Annotated in this window: 14 protein-coding genes and 1 pseudogene; 10 read left to right on the top strand and 5 right to left on the bottom strand. The window is 63.8% G+C overall.

Annotated features, from left to right (window positions below):
• Nucleotides 1-139 precede the first annotated feature (139 nt).
• The 6 genes from SO139_RS28935 (at nucleotide 140) to SO139_RS28910 (ending at nucleotide 5,584) form a co-directional block, all read left to right on the top strand.
• Nucleotides 140-1,276, top strand: coding sequence for a DUF2336 domain-containing protein (locus SO139_RS28935; protein ID WP_449382139.1), 1,137 nt, complete (start codon nucleotides 140-142; stop codon nucleotides 1,274-1,276).
• Nucleotides 1,273-1,602: a PilZ domain-containing protein gene (locus tag SO139_RS28930; RefSeq protein ID WP_449382140.1), complete on the top strand. Its 330-nt coding sequence runs from the start codon at nucleotides 1,273-1,275 to the stop codon at nucleotides 1,600-1,602. The genes SO139_RS28935 and SO139_RS28930 overlap by 4 nt, the downstream gene beginning before the upstream one ends.
• Nucleotides 1,603-1,692: 90 nt before the next feature.
• The gene (locus tag SO139_RS28925) at nucleotides 1,693-2,736 is read left to right on the top strand and encodes an HD-GYP domain-containing protein (RefSeq protein ID WP_449382141.1); all 1,044 of its coding nucleotides are present in this window, start codon (nucleotides 1,693-1,695) and stop codon (nucleotides 2,734-2,736) included.
• A 602-nt stretch (nucleotides 2,737-3,338) separates the two neighbouring features.
• Nucleotides 3,339-4,301, top strand: coding sequence for an alpha/beta hydrolase (locus SO139_RS28920; protein WP_449382156.1), 963 nt, complete (start codon nucleotides 3,339-3,341; stop codon nucleotides 4,299-4,301).
• A gap of 67 nt (nucleotides 4,302-4,368) precedes the next feature.
• Complete coding sequence (locus SO139_RS28915; RefSeq protein ID WP_498541049.1) at nucleotides 4,369-5,247, top strand: dienelactone hydrolase family protein; 879 nt, start codon at nucleotides 4,369-4,371, stop codon at nucleotides 5,245-5,247.
• 91 nt (nucleotides 5,248-5,338) lie between these two features.
• On the top strand, nucleotides 5,339-5,584 hold the full coding sequence (locus tag SO139_RS28910; protein WP_498541048.1) for a hypothetical protein: 246 nt from the start codon (nucleotides 5,339-5,341) through the stop codon (nucleotides 5,582-5,584).
• A gap of 100 nt (nucleotides 5,585-5,684) precedes the next feature.
• Here the strand turns inward: SO139_RS28910 and SO139_RS28905 are convergent, their stop codons facing one another.
• Together SO139_RS28905 and SO139_RS28900 are read right to left on the bottom strand one after the other, a co-directional pair.
• A complete protein-coding gene (locus SO139_RS28905; RefSeq protein WP_498541047.1) occupies nucleotides 5,685-6,620 on the bottom strand; it encodes a CobW family GTP-binding protein in 936 nt (311 codons plus the stop codon).
• Between the two features lie 3 nt (nucleotides 6,621-6,623).
• Nucleotides 6,624-8,113: pseudogene (locus SO139_RS28900) on the bottom strand (amidohydrolase family protein).
• A 347-nt stretch (nucleotides 8,114-8,460) separates the two neighbouring features.
• Here SO139_RS28900 and SO139_RS28895 point away from each other — a divergent pair.
• On the top strand, nucleotides 8,461-8,922 hold the full coding sequence (locus SO139_RS28895) for a hypothetical protein (protein ID WP_449382146.1): 462 nt from the start codon (nucleotides 8,461-8,463) through the stop codon (nucleotides 8,920-8,922).
• Between the two features lie 32 nt (nucleotides 8,923-8,954).
• Here the strand turns inward: SO139_RS28895 and SO139_RS28890 are convergent, their stop codons facing one another.
• Both SO139_RS28890 and SO139_RS28885 read right to left on the bottom strand, forming a co-directional pair.
• The gene (locus tag SO139_RS28890; RefSeq protein WP_449382147.1) at nucleotides 8,955-10,577 is read right to left on the bottom strand and encodes an ABC-F family ATP-binding cassette domain-containing protein; all 1,623 of its coding nucleotides are present in this window, start codon (nucleotides 10,575-10,577) and stop codon (nucleotides 8,955-8,957) included.
• Nucleotides 10,578-10,700: 123 nt separating this feature from the next.
• The gene (locus tag SO139_RS28885; RefSeq protein ID WP_449382148.1) at nucleotides 10,701-12,299 is read right to left on the bottom strand and encodes a multicopper oxidase family protein; all 1,599 of its coding nucleotides are present in this window, start codon (nucleotides 12,297-12,299) and stop codon (nucleotides 10,701-10,703) included.
• A gap of 246 nt (nucleotides 12,300-12,545) precedes the next feature.
• Between SO139_RS28885 and SO139_RS28880 the strand changes: the two genes are divergently transcribed.
• The 3 genes from SO139_RS28880 to SO139_RS28870 are packed head-to-tail and all read left to right on the top strand — an operon-like array spanning nucleotide 12,546 to nucleotide 16,464.
• On the top strand, nucleotides 12,546-15,317 hold the full coding sequence (locus SO139_RS28880) for a xanthine dehydrogenase family protein molybdopterin-binding subunit (protein ID WP_498541046.1): 2,772 nt from the start codon (nucleotides 12,546-12,548) through the stop codon (nucleotides 15,315-15,317).
• Entirely contained in the window at nucleotides 15,314-15,838 is a 525-nt protein-coding gene (locus SO139_RS28875; RefSeq protein WP_449382150.1) for a (2Fe-2S)-binding protein, read from the top strand. Before SO139_RS28880 ends, SO139_RS28875 begins: the two co-directional genes overlap by 4 nt.
• Nucleotides 15,839-15,846: 8 nt before the next feature.
• Entirely contained in the window at nucleotides 15,847-16,464 is a 618-nt protein-coding gene (locus SO139_RS28870; protein ID WP_449382151.1) for an Isoquinoline 1-oxidoreductase subunit, read from the top strand.
• 149 nt (nucleotides 16,465-16,613) lie between these two features.
• Here SO139_RS28870 and SO139_RS28865 read toward each other — a convergent pair whose 3' ends face one another.
• A complete protein-coding gene (locus tag SO139_RS28865) occupies nucleotides 16,614-17,345 on the bottom strand; it encodes a hypothetical protein (RefSeq protein ID WP_498541045.1) in 732 nt (243 codons plus the stop codon).
• Nucleotides 17,346-17,871 lie beyond the last annotated feature (526 nt).

Here is a 17,871-nt window from a genome sequence, read left to right as displayed (position 1 = left end):
CCGAATTTCGATATCGATTCAAATTCGGAGGACGGTGCGATGGCACCGTCGACGCCTCCACCATAACCGATGTTTAACAACTTTGGCGCGCAATTGCCTCCGTAGAAGCACCGTCGTTTTTTAGCGGATCAGGCCCGCCATGAATGCCATTTTGCCTGCCGATATTGTTGCCGAGCTCGAGAGCACCATTGCAGGCTGCGCCTACGAGCGCCGCGTCCGCATGCTCCGGCGGACGACCGACCTGCTCGTCGCAGGTCGCGATCGTCTTCAGGAGCCCGAAATCAGCGCGTTGGACGAGGTCCTGCTTCGCATTGCGGAACGCATCGAGCCGAAGGCACTCACACAGCTGAGCACAGCGCTGGTCGATCTGAGTTTGGCTCCAAGGGAAACGTCGCGCCGTCTTGCCTTCCATGACGACCCGATGGTTGCGGGCCCGCTCCTTCTCAAATCGCGCACGATTTCGGCAAACGACCTAGAAACGATTGCGACCTCGCGCGGGGAGCAGCATCTGCTGGCGATCTCTGGAAGGAACTCGGTTGATCCGGTCCTGACGGACATCCTGCTGAAGCGTGGCGGCAAGAATGTCGGTCGCGCGCTGGTGAACAATCCGGGGGCCGCTTTTTCCGCCACGGGCTACGCCATGCTGATCGCCAGGGCCGAACATGACAACGAGATCGCCAGGGCGCTGGCATTCCGGTCCGACACGCCCGACAAAATTGTCCGCGGGCTCTTCCCCCGGCTGAGCCCGGACGCGAGGGCCTCCATACTTGATGCTGCCGCCCCCGCTTTGCGCGAGCGGATCGAGACCGTGCTCAGTCCGACACCGCCCGCGGCACGGCCGAAGCTTCCATCATCGACCGACTATGCGGAAGCACGGCTCTCCGTCGTCGCGCTCAACCGCGTCGGGAAGCTCAACGACTCAACCGTCAACCGCTTCGCGATCCGGGGCGAGGCAGCCAATCTGATCGCCTCGCTCTCGGTGCTGTCGGGCGCGCCGATGGACGTGATTGAAAAGATCATCACCGACGAGGATTGCGAAGCACTGGTCATGGCCTGCCGCGCCTCCCGCCTGAACTGGCAGACGACGCTCGCCATCCTCTGCAATCGCGGCGGTCCGCGCCTTTCCTACGAGCAGCGCGAGCGCGCCCAAAAACTGTTCGACGAGCTCTATCTTTCAACAAGCCAGTGGGCGGTGCGCTGGGGCGAAATGGCCGCAAGCGCCGACGCCGTGACCACTGACAACAACAAGCGCGGGAAATCGGGGGCCAGCCGATGAAATTTGACGGTCGCAAATCACACCGCGTTCGGATGGATCACAAGCAACCCGTCAATCTGATGGGAGCGGACGGCACCTGGCGCCGCGCCTGCGTGCTGCTCGATGTTTCGGACAGCGGCGCCAAGATCGAGGTCGAAGGAACTCTCGACGTTCTGCAAGCGAGGGAATTCTTCATGCTGCTGTCCTCGACAGGCCTCGCCTATCGCCGCTGCGAACTGGTTTGGATCGACGGAACTATGGCTGGGATTCACTTCATCAAGGGGGGAACGAAGAAAGGACCGACGAAGGTCGACAGCGAACACGCGGCGAAGGGCGCGAGCAAATAGCCGTCGCCGAAAGCCACAGCCGTGCCAGGTTCCAGTTTCGTCGCACCAGTCAAAGCTCAAAGCAGCGTCCCGGAGTCTCGGGCGGCTTTCGTGCACGTGCTGGCAGACAGCTCGGACAAACTCTCCGGAATTTGCTCGATCGTCGAACGGAAATTCGCCGTGGCGGGTGAGCGGCTCGATGCCGAGGCACGGCTGCCGCACTCACCGCTTGCCGTCGTCGTGCGCGCAGATCTTCGCGACGTCGGCAACATTGCTGCGCTGAAGAAACGGTCTGCACGGCTGGCCAAGGCGGGCAAACGCATCTTTCTGGTCGAGCCGCCCTCCCACGTTTGCATCTCGCAGGCCTACGCCCTCGGCGCCACGCACGTCCTGCCGGGCGCGCCCAATCAGGCCAAGCTCCTTGCCGCGCTGCTCGGGACGCCGCAGTCCGATGCCACGTCCGCAGATGGCCAGTCGCAGCCGGATGATGCCGTCGAAGCGGCCGCGACCGCCATCGGCTCGATGTTCAGCTCGGTCATGCTCGGTGAGACCATCGACGTCGACGGAACAAGAGAGGCCGGCCGCAAGATCGCCAACCGCATCGCAGAACACGGCCTGTCGGAATGGCTCACGACGGTACGGCGCCATCACGAGGGAACCTACCAGCATTGCCTGCTGGTCACCGGTGTCGCCATCGACTTTGGCCTAAGTCTCGGCGTCAGGAAAGACGACCTGGAACGGCTGTACTCGGCGGCCATGTTTCACGACATCGGCAAGGCAAAGATTCCGCTGGCGATCCTCGACAAGCCGGGACGCCTCGACGCCGAGGAGCGCTCGCTGATCGAGACCCACCCGGTCGCGGGATACGAGGTTCTGAAGGATTACGCCAATATCTCGCCCGAGATCCTCGATGCGGTCCGTCATCACCACGAATATCTCGACGGCAGCGGATATCCGGACGCGCTTTGCGCCGATAGCATCACGGATGTCGTTCGAATTCTCACCATCTCCGACATCTTCGCCGCGCTGATCGAGCACCGGTCGTACCGGCAGACAATGCCGCGCGAGGAGGCCTACGGCGTTCTTCTGGGAATGCAGGGTAAGCTGGAGAAGGCGCTGGTCGCCTCGTTCAAGCAGGTCGCGCTGACCCGCTGATCGCGCATCGCCGCCTTCATTGCTTTGGTCTAAATGCGCGTTGGCTTAAATGCGCGTTGGTCTCAATGCGTCGCGCGATATTTGGCGCGACGCGGGATCGACCGGCACGCCAAGCCCTCCGCCAGCCGCTTCATATCTTCATGTTTGCCGCTGCAAATCAACCGGCCGAATTCTTCGGGGGAGAAAGGGAGACTTGGATCATCATCAACGGGATACCGCACTCGCGGTCCGAGCAACCATCGCACCAGGCTAGCCAGCCGCCGCATGTGAATTCCCTCGCGCCAGCAACAAACCTTTCACAGCGCTTATTGTTCCTCCTGACGAGTCGAGATTGCAAGAGCCGGTTGGGAGTCCGCACCAAAAATTTCGGCAGAAGAATATTCTGTTTGCAAACCGCAATGCGCGTCTCGAGCACACAACCTCTAGTCAGCGAACCCGACGAAACGCACGAACTCGCTGCTCTCCTCGCGATCGGATCGCACGGCATTGGCGGCAAACGTGTCGTCGTGACGTTGCCGCCGGTTGCCCAAGCTGCGCTCGAAACCTATGCTAGCGCGCAAGCAAGACCAAGAACCGTTGCAAGCCCCTTGAAAGACCTGCCGATGGCCGCACCGCTCGATCCCGTCATTGCCCAGATCATCCCGACGCTGCCGCTGCGCGATCCCGTGACGATGACACCGCAGAGCGCCCGCGAGTCCTTGCTTGCACTCGCAGCGGCGCGTGCGGCCGTGCCGCCCCCGCCCGTAGACGAGGTTCGCGATATCGAGGTGAAGGGCGGCGCGGGAGCGCTCGCGGCACGCGTCTATCGCGTCGGCTCGACGACATCGCCGACGGTGGTCTTCTTCCACGGCGGCGGCTGGGTTGCAGGCGGTCTCGACACCCATGACCGGCAGGCGCGATTCCTCGCGATCGAGACCGGCGCAGTCGTGATCTCCGTCGACTATCGGCGTCCGCCGGAGACGCGCTTTCCCGGCGCATTCGAGGATGCCTTTGCCGCAGCACGCGACGTGTTCGAGCGCATCGCGGAATTTGGCGGCGACTTGAAGCGCCTCGGCGTCGCCGGCGACAGCGCCGGCGGCAATCTCGCAGCAGTCACCGCAATCGCCTGCCGAGACGCCGGCATCAGGCTCGCCGGACAGTTTCTGGTCTATCCCGCGACCGACGCGGTCGGCAATTATGCTGATGCGGTCGAGAACGCGCGCTTTCCCTCGCGCATCGAAAACGCGGATGGCTACTTTCTGTCACGCGCGGTGATGGAGTGGTTTGCTGGCCATTACCTCGCCGATCCCTCGCACGCGCAGGACTGGCGTGTCTCGCCGCTGCGGGCCAAATCGCTCGCCGGCGTTGCACCGGCCGTAGTCACGACGGCCTGGTTCGATCCGCTGCGCGACGAAGGTGCGGCCTACGCGCGGGCGCTGGAAGCTGCCGGCGTTCCCGTCAGGCATCACGAGGGCGCCGGCCTGATTCACGGCTATTTCAGCATGGGTGAAGCCTCCGAGGTTGCGCGCCTCGAGGCCCAGCGCGCGCGTGCCGATTTCAGGGCTTTGCTCGTTCGTGGCACATGAGAGCGGCGGAGTTGAATCTTCGCCTCTACCAGCGTCTCCTGCCGGAAGACCGGGGATTCCGACCAGCATGACAGCCTTTTTCACCCGCATTGTCTTTGCCGCGACCACCTCACTGTGGCTGATCTCAGATGCGACAGCCGCACCGGAGACTGTCTATTTCCAAAGCGCCGACGGCCGCACGCAGCTCGTCGGCTATTTATTCCGCCCGCAGGCGGCGGGTCCCGCGCCCGCCATCGTGCTGCTGCACGGCCGCGGCGGCCCCTATTCCAGCAACGTCAACGCGGACTGCACCGTCGTTGGCCCCAAGGTCTCCTCGCCTTGCAACGCCGCGACCTTGTCGAAACGGCACGCGATGTGGGGCCAGTACTGGGCAGCACGCGGCTATCTCGCGCTGCTGCCGGACAGTTTTGGTCCGCGCGGCAAGGCCTACGGTTTTGGCCGTTTCACCCATGACGATCCCGATCGTGATGACGTCAACGAGAAGACCGTGCGCCCGCTCGATGCCGAGGGCGCGCTTGCCTATTTGCGCAGCCGCGGCGACGTGATCGGCAACCAGATCTTCCTCCAGGGCTGGTCGAACGGCGGCAGCACCGCGCTGAACGTGATGATCCGGCAAGGCGCGAACCCGGCAGCCGGCTTTCGCGGCGCGCTTGCCTTCTATCCGGGTTGCGGGCCGAAGGCGCTGTTGCAGCCGACGATCTCCACGACCGCGCCGATTGCCATGTTCCTGGGGGCCGACGACGAGGAGGTGTCGCCCACGTTCTGCCAGCAGGCCGCCGATCGGGCGCACCAGGCCGGCAGCAAGATCGACGTCACGGTCTATCCGGGCGCGACTCATGACTTCGACGATCCCTCGCCACGGCGTCAGTCGGTCGCCGCGAACCAGGCCGCGTTGAACGACGTGCAGACCAAGGCGATTGCCGCAGTTGCACGCTGGAAAAATTGAAACGGTCACCAGGCTGAGCGCCTGATCTTGCTTGATTGCGCCACGATTCGGAGTTCCTATTCCCGAACCATTGTTTAGGGAGACACCCATCATGAAGCGGATTTTCCTGGCTGCCGTCGTCGCCACCTTCGCGGCCGGTTCGGCCTTCGCGGAGGATACCTGCGAAAGCAAGGCCGTCGGCAAGGACGGCAAGCCGCTGGCCGGCGCCGCCAAGACCTCGTTCATGAAGAAGTGCAAGGAAGACGCGTGCGCGCCCAAGGCGGTTGGCTCGGACGGCAAACCGCTCGCCGGTGCCGCCAAGAACAGCTTTATGAAGAAGTGCGAGACGAGCGCTTAAGACACGGCGCGATTAACCCTCGATCCCGATACGCCCGCCACCGCGGGCGTATCTTGTTTTTGAGCAACCTCATCCCGCTTGAAACGGTCGCCGGAGTCCGTCACGCACCTGCAGCGTCGACGCAGCCTTCCATGATCCGATCGATCTCCTCTCGCGAGAGGACGCCGAGTTCGGCAACGAAGAGGATCCGCGTCCGCGGCGTCCCCGCTGACAGCGTCCCGCCCGCGGCCAGCGTCGCCCGACCGCCGGCAAGTTGAAAAACCATCAGCCGCCCGGGCTGCTCGGCAGTCTCGAACAGCCCCTTCGCCCGCGCGAGCTTTGGCGCGAGGCGTCCGATCGCCGCCTGCAATCGCGGCAGCGATATCGGCCTGTCTGCCGTCCAGCTCATGGTCTCGAACCGCTCGGCAGCCGGTCGTTTCGGTCCCGGCTGGCGCGGCGCTGGCGCGCGATCGACGTCGGGCGCGAACAGCAGCGCCGCGGGCACTTCGCCATGGACAGAATCGACCAGGACGGCCGAGGGGCGCATCGCGCGGATGGCATCCCGCATCTGCGCGGCGCCGGCGCTGTCTGCCAGATCCACCTTGCTCAGCGCCACCACGTCGGCCGCCCGTAGCTGCGACCGCAGCAATGCGTCGTCCAACATGGTGACCTGCATAGTCGCGTCCACCACGCACAGCACGGTTTCCAGCGGCGCTTCGCGAAAGATCAGGGGGTCCATCAGGTTGCGCACGACATCCGCCGGATCGGCCACGCCGCTGGTTTCGATCGCGATCACGTCCGGGCGCGGATCACGCCGCAGCAGCACGGCAAGCGTGCGCAAGAGATCGCCTTCGAGCGAGCAGCAGATGCAGCCATTGGCGAGGCTCACCACGCCGTCGGCGGCGCCCGTGATCAGCTCAGCGTCGATGTTGATCGCACCGAAATCGTTGACGACCGCCGCGATCCGCCGTCCGCCGGCATGCGCCAAGAGATGGTTCACGACCGTGGTCTTGCCCGCCCCGAGGAAGCCCGCCACGAGCAGAACCGGGACGGACACGCCTCAAGCCTCGGTGACGGGCCGGCGCACCGGCCGGCCGGGCCTTGCCGCCACATCCAGCACACCATCGGTGATCAGCAGATGGCCACTCACCACGAGATGGCGTACGCCCTCCGACGCACGGTTCATCGCGGAGAATTCCGCCCGGTCGGTCAGCGTCTCGTAGTCGAACACCACGATGTCGGCGTCAGTGCCGGCCGCAAGCCGTCCCTTGGCTCGCATCGCGGGCGTGCTGTGCTCGAGAATCTGCGCTGGAATCAGCGCGCATTTGCGGATGCCTTCCAGCAGCGACACTGCGCGGCGCTCGCGCACCCACTCACGGATGAAGCGGGTGAAGCAGCCTGCAGAGCGCGGATGGGACGTGCGTCCTTGGGCAGCGGCCAGGCATCGCCGGTGTAGGTGCGGCCATCGGAAAGCGTCCAGGGCATGGCGTCGGATGCAATCGCGCCGCCGGGATAAAGCACCGACATGTCCAGGAGATCGCGATGATGCGCATTGTTCTCGATATCGAGGATGTGCCAGAGCACCAGCGTGGAGGGCTCTGCGGCCTGCGCCGCCAGCAGTTCCTGCCGGTCGCGGAAGCGACGGCCATCGGCGACCCGCTGCACCGAGTCGTAGCCGGTGCCGTTGCGCGCCTCGAATTCAGGGTCGCTGAAGAACGCGGCCGCGAGCACGGTCGAACCGGTGCCGTAAGGATAAGCCTCGACCGTGATCGGAAGGCCCTGCGCCTGCGCCTTGGCCACCAGCTTCACGCAACGTTCGATGTCGGTCTTGCTGGAGGAGTTGAAGTGGCAGATGTGCATATGCGCGCCGGTGGCGCCGGCATAGCCGATCAGGCGGATATAGGCTTCGGCCGCACTTTCCGGATCGACACGCGACATGAAGGCGACGTGGGTAAAGGTCGGAACGTCTTGGGTGGCCGCGAGCTGGCACACCGCGGTGAGCTCCTGCACGCCGGCGCCGGGGGCATAGGCGTTCAGGATGCCGATGCCAATGCCGCCTTCGTTGAGCCCACCCGCAAGACGATCGAGGATGCCGTTGACCTCCGTGTCGCTTGCCACGTTGTCGATCCAGCGGCGATCGCGCATGGCATTGCCGAACGCCTCCAGCGAGCTTTCCGAGTTGGAGCCCGTCATCGCGCCGATGCGTGCGAAAGCCCAGTTGGTTGAGGCGCCATAGTTGAGCACGCGCCCTTTCGCCGCCTGCTTGCGATACCAGGCTGCGACTGGCAGCACGCCGGCCTCGAGGTCCAGCGTCGTCGTCACGCCGTCGAACGCCTGCATGCGATCGGCGGGGATCGACTGGCCATGCGCATGCAGATCGATGAAGCCGGGCGCCACCACCAGGCCGGTCGCGTCGATCGTCCGCTCCGCGCCGCCAAGGGCGGTGCCGACGGCAACGATCCGGCCATCCATGACAGCCACGTCGCCGACAGCATCCATCCCGCTGGCCGGATCGACCACCCGACCACCCGCGATCACCAAGCCGCCCATTAGAGCTACTCCGCATTCCAAAAGCGGCGCGAGCGTAGCGAGCGCCATCAACGCGTCAAGGCACGTACGGGAATGCTAGCTCCGCAATACCGACAGCACCTTGATCAGCATCTCCGCGGCGCCGCATCCATATTGCCGGCAACTCGGGTTCGCACTAACATGGCACGATCGATATTTTGCAACCAATAGGCGCCCGCACACGTGACGGAAGCGCACGTTTTCAAATCAAGAAGCACTTGATCAAGACGATCCGTGTGACGGAGTTCCTCGCTTCATGATCCCCGAGCGACGTGTACTCGGGATGCGGCGACATGGGCCAACAGGCCTGAGTATCAGGAGATCCGATCATGATTAGTAGCGATCCACTCGGACCAAGATGGAGAATCGGCTTTTATCCGGGGCCGCCTCAAATTCGAATGGAAGAAGAGGAGTCGCCCTCTTCAACCTCGCCCCCAGATTACGGCCGCACAGAGAAAATCGGCGAGGCCGGCAAGCAGGGTATCCAAGAACTCTTGCGGCAAAGAGCAGTGATCATCGATTCCATCGGTATCGCCGAGCTTTCCTTCGATGAGAAATTCAAGCTGATCGAGGAAACCCGCCTCTTGATGACGCAGCTCAACCCGCCGAGATTCGCGACGGAAAAGGTCATCTACAGCATCCTCATTTTTAGCGCTGTGGTGATCCTGATGCTCGCACCGCTCACCGCGATGGGCAAACTCCCTCCCGAAATAACTGTGACCTTCATCGGCACGGCGGTAGGAGGGACGATCGCGACGATCGCTCAGAAGCTAGGAAAGATCGGTCGCTAAGCGCTTCAAGAGACTCGACGCGAGGGCCGCGTCTACGACCGCAATCCAGGCGCTTCCTGGCCGGTCCGGGCGACGTATTCGGTGTAGCCGCCGCCATATTGGTGGATGCCCTCGGGCGTCAGCTCCAGCACGCGGTTGGAGAGCACGCTGAGGAAGTGCCGGTCGTGCGAGACGAACAACATGGTGCCCTCGAAATCCGATAGCGCCGCGATCAGCATCTCCTTGGTGGCGAGATCGAGATGGTTGGTCGGCTCGTCCAGCACCAGGAAGTTCGGCGGGTCGAATAGCATCTTTGCCATCACGAGGCGTGCCTTCTCGCCGCCGGAGAGCACGCGGCAGCGTTTCTCGACGTCGTCACCGGAGAAGCCGAAGCAGCCGGCGAGTGCGCGCAAGGACCCCTGCCCCGCGGTCGGGAACGCGTCCTCCAGCGACTGGAACACGGTGCGGTCCCCGTCGAGCAGATCCATCGCGTGCTGGGCGAAATAGCCCATCTTGACGCTGCCCCCTAACGCCACCGTGCCTTGATCGGGATCGCTCGCACCGGCCACCAGCTTGAGCAAGGTCGACTTGCCGGCGCCGTTGACGCCCATCACGCACCAGCGCTCGCGGCGACGGATCATGAAATCGAGCCCGTCATAGATCCGCTTGCTGCCATAGCCTTTGTGGACATTCTTCAACGCGACGACGTCCTCGCCCGAGCGCGGCGCAGGCAGAAAGTCGAACGCGACTGTCTGGCGGCGGCGCGGCGGTTCGACCCGCTCGATCTTGTCGAGCTTCTTCACCCGGCTCTGAACCTGCGCGGCATGCGAGGCGCGCGCCTTGAAGCGCTCGATGAACTTGATCTCCTTGGCGAGCATCGCCTGCTGGCGCTCGAACTGCGCCTGCTGCTGCTTCTCATTCAGCGCGCGCTGTTGCTCGTAGAACTCGTAATCGCCGGAATAAGTAGTCAGCGAGCCGGAATCGATCTCGACCACCTTGGAGATCACGCGGTTGATGAACTCGCGATCGTGCGAGGTCATCAGCAGCGTGCCCTCGTAGTCGCGCAAAAACTTCTCCAGCCAGATCAGGCTTTCCAGATCGAGATGGTTGCTCGGCTCGTCGAGCAGCATCACGTCGGGACGCATCAGGAGAATGCGCGCCAGCGCCACGCGCATCTTCCAGCCGCCGGAAAGCGCGCCGACGTCGCCCTCCATCATCTCCTGGCTGAAGCCGAGGCCGGACAGCGCTTCACGCGCCCGTCCGTCGAGCGCATAGCCGTCGAGCTCCTCGAAACGATGCTGCACCTCGCCATAGCGCGCGATGATCTCGTCCATCTCGTCGGCCTTGTCCGGATCGGCCATCGCGGCCTCGAGCTCGCGCAGCTCGGCCGCGACCACGCTGACCGGGCCTGCGCCGTCCATGACTTCAGCCACGGCGCTGCGGCCGCTCATCTCGCCGACGTCCTGGCTGAAATAGCCGATGGTGATGCCGCGATCGATCGAGACCTGGCCCTCATCGGGCAGCTCCTGCCCGGCGATCATGCGGAACAGGGTGGACTTGCCGGCGCCGTTCGGGCCGACGAGCCCGATTTTCTCGCCCTTGTTGAGCGCTGCAGAGGCTTCGATGAAAAGGATCTGGTGGCCGGCTTGCTTGCTGACGTTGTCGAGGCGGATCATGGGGTCTTTTTTGGGGGAGTTTTGCGTTGCAGCGTAAATAGGCCATGCCGGTCGCCAGGGGAAGCCCGGCCGCACCCGGATTCCCCCCGCGAGACACCAAATTCCCGCAAGCCGCCCCTGGGTTTAGGACTTGTAGACCTCGACCGTCTGCATCATGCCCATCTCCTCATGGTTCATCATGTGGCAGTGGAGCATGAAAACGCCGGTGAAATCGAGGAAGCGGGAGCGGAACACGACCTCGCCGCCCTGGCGCTCCACGATCACGGAATCCCGCCATTCCGGCGCCGCCAAGGCTTTCCCGTTGACCGAGACGATCTGGAACGGATTGGTGTGGATGTGGAAGACATGGTCGTCATGTTCGTGCGTGTTGACGATGCTCCACTCCTCGACCGCGCCAAGTTTGACCCGGTGATCAATACGGGCGGGATCGAACTTCTTGCCGTCGATGAAGAAGCCGAACTCCTGCCAATGGCCCGCGGCATCGGCTTCGGGCGCGGTCGCCGACAGCACCACCTTGCGCCGGTTGGTAATTTCCGCGTCCTTGATGGTCGCGAGCGGCGCCGGCGGAAGAGCCTTCGGCAGTTTCATGTCCATCGGCGCGCCCGACACTACGATGCGCGCCAGCGGCCCCACCGGAGACGGATGCCCCTGATCGTAGGGCGCCGCGTTGAAGGCATAGGTACCCGGGCTGCCAGCTTTCACGAGGATGTCGGCGCGCTGGCCCGGCGCGATCAGGAGCTGCTTCAACGGTTGCACGGCGCCGAGCTGGATGCCGTCATATGCAATCGCGTGCAGATCATGCTGCTCCAGAGCGAGCAGCATGTCGTCCTGATAGGCGGCATTGAGGATCCGCCAGCGCTGCACCTCGCCGGGGCGCATCTCGACGACCGGCCGCCGCTGGCCGTTGATCGCGAGGAATCGAGTCGCCGTCTCCGGGAATAGCGTCTCGAAATTCTCCACCATGCCGTTGGCATCGAAGACGACCTGGGTCAGCACCAGGAGGCGCTCGCGCGCGGCCGCGATCTCCGGAACGTCGGCGAAATCGCCCTCGATGATGACAGCGCCCACCATGCCGCTGGACATCTGGATGTCGGCGCTGCCGTGGTGGTGGGGGTGATACCAGTAGGTGCCTTTGGTGTGGTCGGCCGGCAGCGTGATCTCGATATTGTAGCTGTGGCCGGGCGCCATCGAACGCATGACGTTATCGGCGATGCCGCTTGGGCTGACATGCGCGCCGTGGAAATGGAAATTGGTGTTGTTGAACTGATGCGGGTGGCTGATGTCGGCGGGGAGCCCGTCGCGGTTCGGCGGCAGATCGTTGATCATCTTGATCCGCAGCGTCTCGCCCGGCTTCATGCGCAAGGTCGGTCCCGGACTGCCGCCCTCGTAAGATCTGACATAGAGCCTGACGCCGCCGATCTGGCGATAGGCGTAGCCGCAGCGCAAGGTGGTGCTCAGAACGCCACTGACGGACCTGCGCACCTCGGGCTCGACCAGCTTCTGATCTATGGCCGGAACCGTCGTTTCCGGTACCATGCCCGTCGTCGGCGACATGTCCGCGGCGTGCGAGGCGTCGGCATGGTCGTGCATCGCGTGTTGGGCGTTCGCGGCGCCAGCGAACAATGACAGCGCGCCCATCTTGAGACCGCAATCGAGCAGTTGGCGCCTTGTCATTCCGGTCGACGTGCTAACCGGAGAGAGATCGTTCGAATTCTGCTGCATGTGAGTTCCCGCCCCTCGTCATCCAATTCCCTCAATCAATTTGATTCGACTGCTAGGCAAGCGGAAATGGAATTCTCAATCCGCGCACATGTGACACGCAGCGTCTTCATCTGATGTAAACGCCCTGCCGTTTCTATGCCTGCATGACGAATCATGACAGCTTCACGCGAGCGTTGGCGCGTACCCTCCGGGCACCGATGCCGTCAGCATCGTGATGTCCTCGAAATCTTGTACAAGGATCAGAACATGCGGCCTTCGCGACGCGAGCTCGTGAAGTGGTTATCGGCAGGCGGCATCTCGGTCAGCCTGTCACATCTCGGTCTGGCGAAGGAGTCTCCCTTCGCCTCGCACGAGACGCTTCCCGGACGCGGCAATTTCAATCCTGCGATCAAGGGTGCCGGCCGCGTCGACGGCGTCGCCAAGGTGACGGGCGCAAAGCTCTACGCCTCCGATTTCCGCGCCAACGACCTTCCGGGCTGGCCAAAAGCCACCTCGCACGCGATCCTGGTTCGCGCCAACGACGCCACGCATGTCTACACCGGGATGGATCTCGCCCGCCTGTCGGGCGCACTGAAGCCGTCCGTTGTCGTTACGGCCCTCGATCTCGACCGGATCGGCACGCAGGTGCCCGAATTCTATGCCGGTGATCTCTTCTGTCCCGTCGGCAAGACGCCGCTCTATCTGGGTCAGCCGGTCGCGCTCCTCATCTTCGAAAAGTTCGATGCCTTCGACCAGGCGCGCCTCGTGCTGCGCGATGGCACCTTCGTCAAATTCGGCGAGGAAACCGGGCCGGTGATCGCGCCTGATTACGGCTCCTTCCGCTTCACCCGCGTGGCAGGTAGCGCACCTGAGAAGCCGGATATCTACTCGCCGATCCAGGCCGGCTGGGTCTCTCCCAAGAAGGTCCAGAGCGCCGCGCTGCCGGTGTGGTCGCCGCTCGCCAAGGAGATGCCGGCCGATTACACCAAGGCCGCCAAACATGGCGAGCAAATCCGCGCGGAGCTTGCGGCGGAAGATGCTTCGCTGCTCGTGCTCGACCGCGAATTCGAGACGCAGTCGGTCGATCCGATGTTCCTCGAGCCCGAAAGCGGCCTCGCCTGGTATGACAACAAGGCCAGCAATCTCGAGCTGGTGCTCGGCGTCCAGTCACCCTACGAGGCGGCAGAGTCGATCGCGCATCTCTTGGCCAAGGCCCGTGCGCCCTACAGGCCGGCGCATATCAATGCGCAGTTCGCCCATGTTGGCGGCGGCTTCGGCGGCCGCGATCACACGCCATTCATTCTCTATGTCGCGCTCGCCGCGATCTGCTTTCCCGGCAAGCCGGTGCGGCTCGCCCATGACCGCTACCAGCAATTCCAGGGCGGCATCAAGCGCCACCCGATCAAGATGCGCTCGCGCATCGGCATCGATCGCACGACCGGCAAGATCAAGGCCTTCGCCGCCGATCACGTGCTCGACGGCGGCGGTCTCGCCAATTTTTCGGCCAACGTCGCCGTGGTTGCCGCCACCGGTGCAATCGGCATCTACGACATTCCAAAGGTCGACGTCACGACCGTGGCACTGCATTCGCGCGGCGTCACCGCAGGGTCGATGCGCGGTTACGGCACGCTGCAAACCATGACCGCGCTGGAGGTGCTGATCGACGAGGCGGCAAGCGAGCTGAAGCTCGACCCGATCGAATTCCGCCGTCGCAATGCCTTGAAGCAGAACGGCCGGACCATGACGGGAAATCCGTACATCGTTTCGGTCCGTACGCCCGAAATCCTCGACAAGCTCGAAAAGCATCCGATCTGGCAACAGCGCGCGCGGTTCAAGCAAGGCTCATCCGACCGGCTGATCGGTACCGGCGTTGCCTGCGTGACCAAGGACTACGGCTCCGGCGCGGATTGCTCGCTCGGACGCGTCGAGCTGACCGCCGACGGCAAGATCGCGATCTTCTGCGATCACGTCGAGATGGGCAACGGCATCGGCACGGCGCTGGCGAACCGGGTGGCGAGCCATCTCGGCACGATCGCCGACGAGGTCTCGGTCGCCCGCGTCGACAGCTACGACGCCCTCGGGCTCGTCACCTCCGGCGATCCCTACACGATGGATCAGAAGACTCAGGATGCAGCCGAAAGGAATCCGCGCTGGGTGCCCTCGATCAGCTCGGCGACATCAGCCTCGATCGGCGCGCATGTCGGCACGCATTCGTCTGCGGAAGCTGCCCGCGTCATCTTCCGCTTCGGCCTGTGGCCGGCGGCGCTGGAGCTCTGGCATATCCCAAAGACCGATCCGCGCGCACGGCAATGGGCTAGCGCGCGTTGGGAGAATGGCCAGCTCATCATGCCCGGCCAGGAGCCGCTGGCGCTGCCCACGCTCGCCGCAACCGCCCATGCGCGCGGCTACGTCACCGGCGCCGTCGCGCACAGCTTTTCCCGCTGGGCCTGGTCGCGCGCCCGCTTCCCGCTGTTCGGCGAGCAATACCGCGCCGACATCGACGCCCTCGCGATCCGCCGCGGCAACGGCAAGTTCGAACGCATCAACCGCACCAGCGTCAAGTTTCCCCCGACCGACAACAATCGCATCGGCACCGCCTACACCTCGATGTGCGGCACGGTCGTCCGTGTCGAGATCGAGCGCGCGACCGGCAGCTTGCGCATCGCAAAAGCCTACAGCGTGTTCGAATGCGGCACCGCGCTCGTGCCCGAGGTCGTCATGGGCCAGGCCCATGGCGGCTTCGCGATGGGCGTCGGCTACGCGCTGCTCGAAACGCTGCCGCCCTTCGAAGGCGGCCCGGGCAACGGCGAATGGAATCTCGGGCGCTACCTCGTCGCGCGCGGCTCGGACCTCCCCTTGCGCGATCTCGAGATCGAGATGCTGAAACCGTTGACGCCGGACGAAGAGCCGAAGGGCATGGCGGAGGTCGTCATGATCCCGATCGTGCCGGCGCTCATCAACGCCATCCATGATGCCACCGGCCACCGCTTCCGCGCGCTGCCGGTGACGCAAAGCCTTTTGAAGGGAGTGCTCGCGTGACGATCCTCAGCCTCACCATCAACGGCCAGAAGCATGGTCCGGTAGAGGTGCGCGACGACCTCTCGATGAACGATTTCTTGCGCGAAATGCTCGGCATGACCGGCACGAAATTCGGCTGCGGCGCCGCGCAATGTTTGAGCTGTGCCATCATCGTCGACGAACCCGACGGCAACAGTTACACCAGCCCGACCTGCATCGCGCCGGCCGTGAATTTCGACGGCAAGTCGATCCGCACCGTCGAGGGACATGCCAGAGACGGCGAGCTCTCGGCCCTGCAAAAAGCCTTCATCGATCATTTCGCGTTTCAGTGCGGCTACTGCACGGCGGGCTTTCTCAATGAGGGCCAGGTCCTGCTCGAGCGCCTGGCACGCAAGCCGGTCGCCCGCGACGCGCTGGAGCAGACGATCGCCGACGCGCTCGACGGCCACCTCTGCCGCTGTACCGGCTACGTCAAGTATCACGAGGCCGTGCGCGACGTGATCCTCGCCGATTCAAATCGCTACCTGATGGCTACCAAGTGACACGAGCCATGATCTCCGACGCGCGCTTCAAGATGATGGCTGCGATCGCGGCGCTCGCCAGCAGCCTTTGCGCTGGCTTTGCCGCCTCCGAGACCGCGAGCCATGCTCTGGCCTCGCCCGAGAGCTTCGCCAACATTGCCGACACTGAGAAGCGCTCGGCCGCGATCTTCACCGAGCTCGGCAAGGTGCTGACGCATCCGCGCTGCACCAACTGCCATCCCGCCGGCGACAGCCCGCGGCAAGGCGACAATCCGCGTCTCCATCAGCCGCCGGTCACGCGCGGCGCCGACGGCCACGGCCTGGAGGCGATGCGCTGTCATACCTGCCACCAGAAGGCCAATTTCGAGCCCGGCCGCATCCCCGGCCATCCCGAATGGCACCTTGCACCGCGCGAGATGGCATGGGAAGGCAAGACGATCGGCGAGATCTGCGCGCAGATCAGGGATCCCGCACGCAACGGCGGCCGCAAGGTGGAGGAGCTGATCGACCACATCGGCAAGGATACGCTGGTCGGCTGGGCCTGGAAGCCCGGCTTCGGCCGCTCGCCGGTGCCCGGCACGCAGGCCCAGGCCGGTGCGCTGGTCGAAGCCTGGGTGAAGACCGGAGCGGCCTGTCCCGCGCCGTGACGAGGCCCCAGGGCGAGCACTATAAACGGTTTCCGAAGGCAAAGCGGAAGTCGCCCCGCTTGATCGTCATCGACGGCTTATAACTTAAGGCGCGCTTCACCCAGCTGACAATCCCGGTCGGTCGGGTGAAAATGACCCAGCCGCATTGATTAAGGCCTGGGCTTCAGATAGCGCGACGAGAGCGGGATGGCGTAAATCTTGAAACCTGCGATCTCAGGAAATGCCTCCGCTGCGTCCGGAGACACCAGCGCCAGGAGCGCAGCCGGCACCTCACCATTGACCAGTCGATCGATCGCCGCTGTTTGTCCTGTGCTCAGTTGGAACACTGGACCTCCTGCTGCCACGATCGCGAACCTGATATCAGCGCTCGATGCCGTGTACCTGTTATCCATCGCAACGTTCTTGGCGGTAAGAGCGAATACCGACGGCATCTCCGGACGAACCATTACAACGGCAACAAGGGGGTCCGCGTCGTCGGGAAACGCACCTACGGTTGGTTCGGCACCGTCGCGTGCTGCCGTTCGGGTCGCGACGGTCATTCGCTCCGCAACCGCGGTAGCGGCTGCCACCTGCTCGTGTATCGTTCTGCTTTTGGAATTCTGGGCGGTATCCACGGTGGGCCGCGAATCCGTGATGCTTAGCCCTGTCGTACCAGAACCCGCGCCGATGGTGGCGTTGCTTTTTGGCTCGGGTTGCGTCGCCAACGCAGGAGGCGGGACGGGAGTTGTCGGGCGCTCTGCCTTTGCCTCGACGACGGCCTTCTTGGTGGCGAGGTGAGCCCTGTCATGGACACGATGAGGCCGCGGCTTTTCGGTCTTCGTTGCGATGGTAGATTTGGTCGATTTTATTGGGAGATTGGTTTTGGACGGCGCGAGTTTCATCGGCTGATCGGCAGCCGTCCTGTTGGAGCAGGCGAACTCTCGTTCGTCCGCGCACACTTCCGCGGCCGCTTGACGCGGCGGTTCGCGACTACAGCCAACCAAGGTCGCAGCCAGCGCGATGATGAGAGACGCTCTCATGCAATCACCCTAGAGGATAAATTTCTGCCGGTATTCTCTCTGCGTATTTATCTCCGCGCTGATCGTCTATGTTTGTACGAAAATATTAAACGAGCATTAAGCGTACGGCCGCCGGTGCGAGAGGCTTCCTTATGGTTAACGCCAGGATAGGCCGAGCGTGACGCCGCCTTGATGTCAGAGAGCCAGACACAATCGGCGAAAGCCTCGTTGTCGGCTTCAACGCTCGTGTCATGGATTAAGGGGTTTGGGGCTCTCGATCGCCCAACCGGTGTCCGCCGAGGACGCACTGCTGCGGTGCATGAGTCTGTTATTGTGCTGGTTTTTGGACGCCGGCAAGAAGGAGGCTCCGCAGGGTCAACTGACCGGCGTCCAAAAAGCGCCAAGGCAC

It is taken from the genome of Bradyrhizobium sp. UFLA05-89 (assembly GCF_059803475.1).
The sequence above is the reverse complement of the archived record's forward strand: the minus strand, read 5'-3'. Positions and strand labels throughout refer to the sequence as shown.

Coding starts and splice junctions, on each gene's coding strand:
- SO139_RS28935 (WP_449382139.1), top strand. CDS start 140: ATGAATGCCATTTTGCCTGCCGATATTGTTGCCGAGCTCGAGAGCACC.
- SO139_RS28930 (WP_449382140.1), top strand. CDS start 1,273: ATGAAATTTGACGGTCGCAAATCACACCGCGTTCGGATGGATCACAAG.
- SO139_RS28920 (WP_449382156.1), top strand. CDS start 3,339: ATGGCCGCACCGCTCGATCCCGTCATTGCCCAGATCATCCCGACGCTG.
- SO139_RS28915 (WP_498541049.1), top strand. CDS start 4,369: ATGACAGCCTTTTTCACCCGCATTGTCTTTGCCGCGACCACCTCACTG.
- SO139_RS28910 (WP_498541048.1), top strand. CDS start 5,339: ATGAAGCGGATTTTCCTGGCTGCCGTCGTCGCCACCTTCGCGGCCGGT.
- SO139_RS28895 (WP_449382146.1), top strand. CDS start 8,461: ATGATTAGTAGCGATCCACTCGGACCAAGATGGAGAATCGGCTTTTAT.
- SO139_RS28890 (WP_449382147.1), bottom strand. CDS start 10,577: ATGATCCGCCTCGACAACGTCAGCAAGCAAGCCGGCCACCAGATCCTT.
- SO139_RS28885 (WP_449382148.1), bottom strand. CDS start 12,299: ATGCAGCAGAATTCGAACGATCTCTCTCCGGTTAGCACGTCGACCGGA.
- SO139_RS28880 (WP_498541046.1), top strand. CDS start 12,546: ATGCGGCCTTCGCGACGCGAGCTCGTGAAGTGGTTATCGGCAGGCGGC.
- SO139_RS28870 (WP_449382151.1), top strand. CDS start 15,847: ATGATCTCCGACGCGCGCTTCAAGATGATGGCTGCGATCGCGGCGCTC.
- SO139_RS28865 (WP_498541045.1), bottom strand. CDS start 17,345: ATGAAACTCGCGCCGTCCAAAACCAATCTCCCAATAAAATCGACCAAA.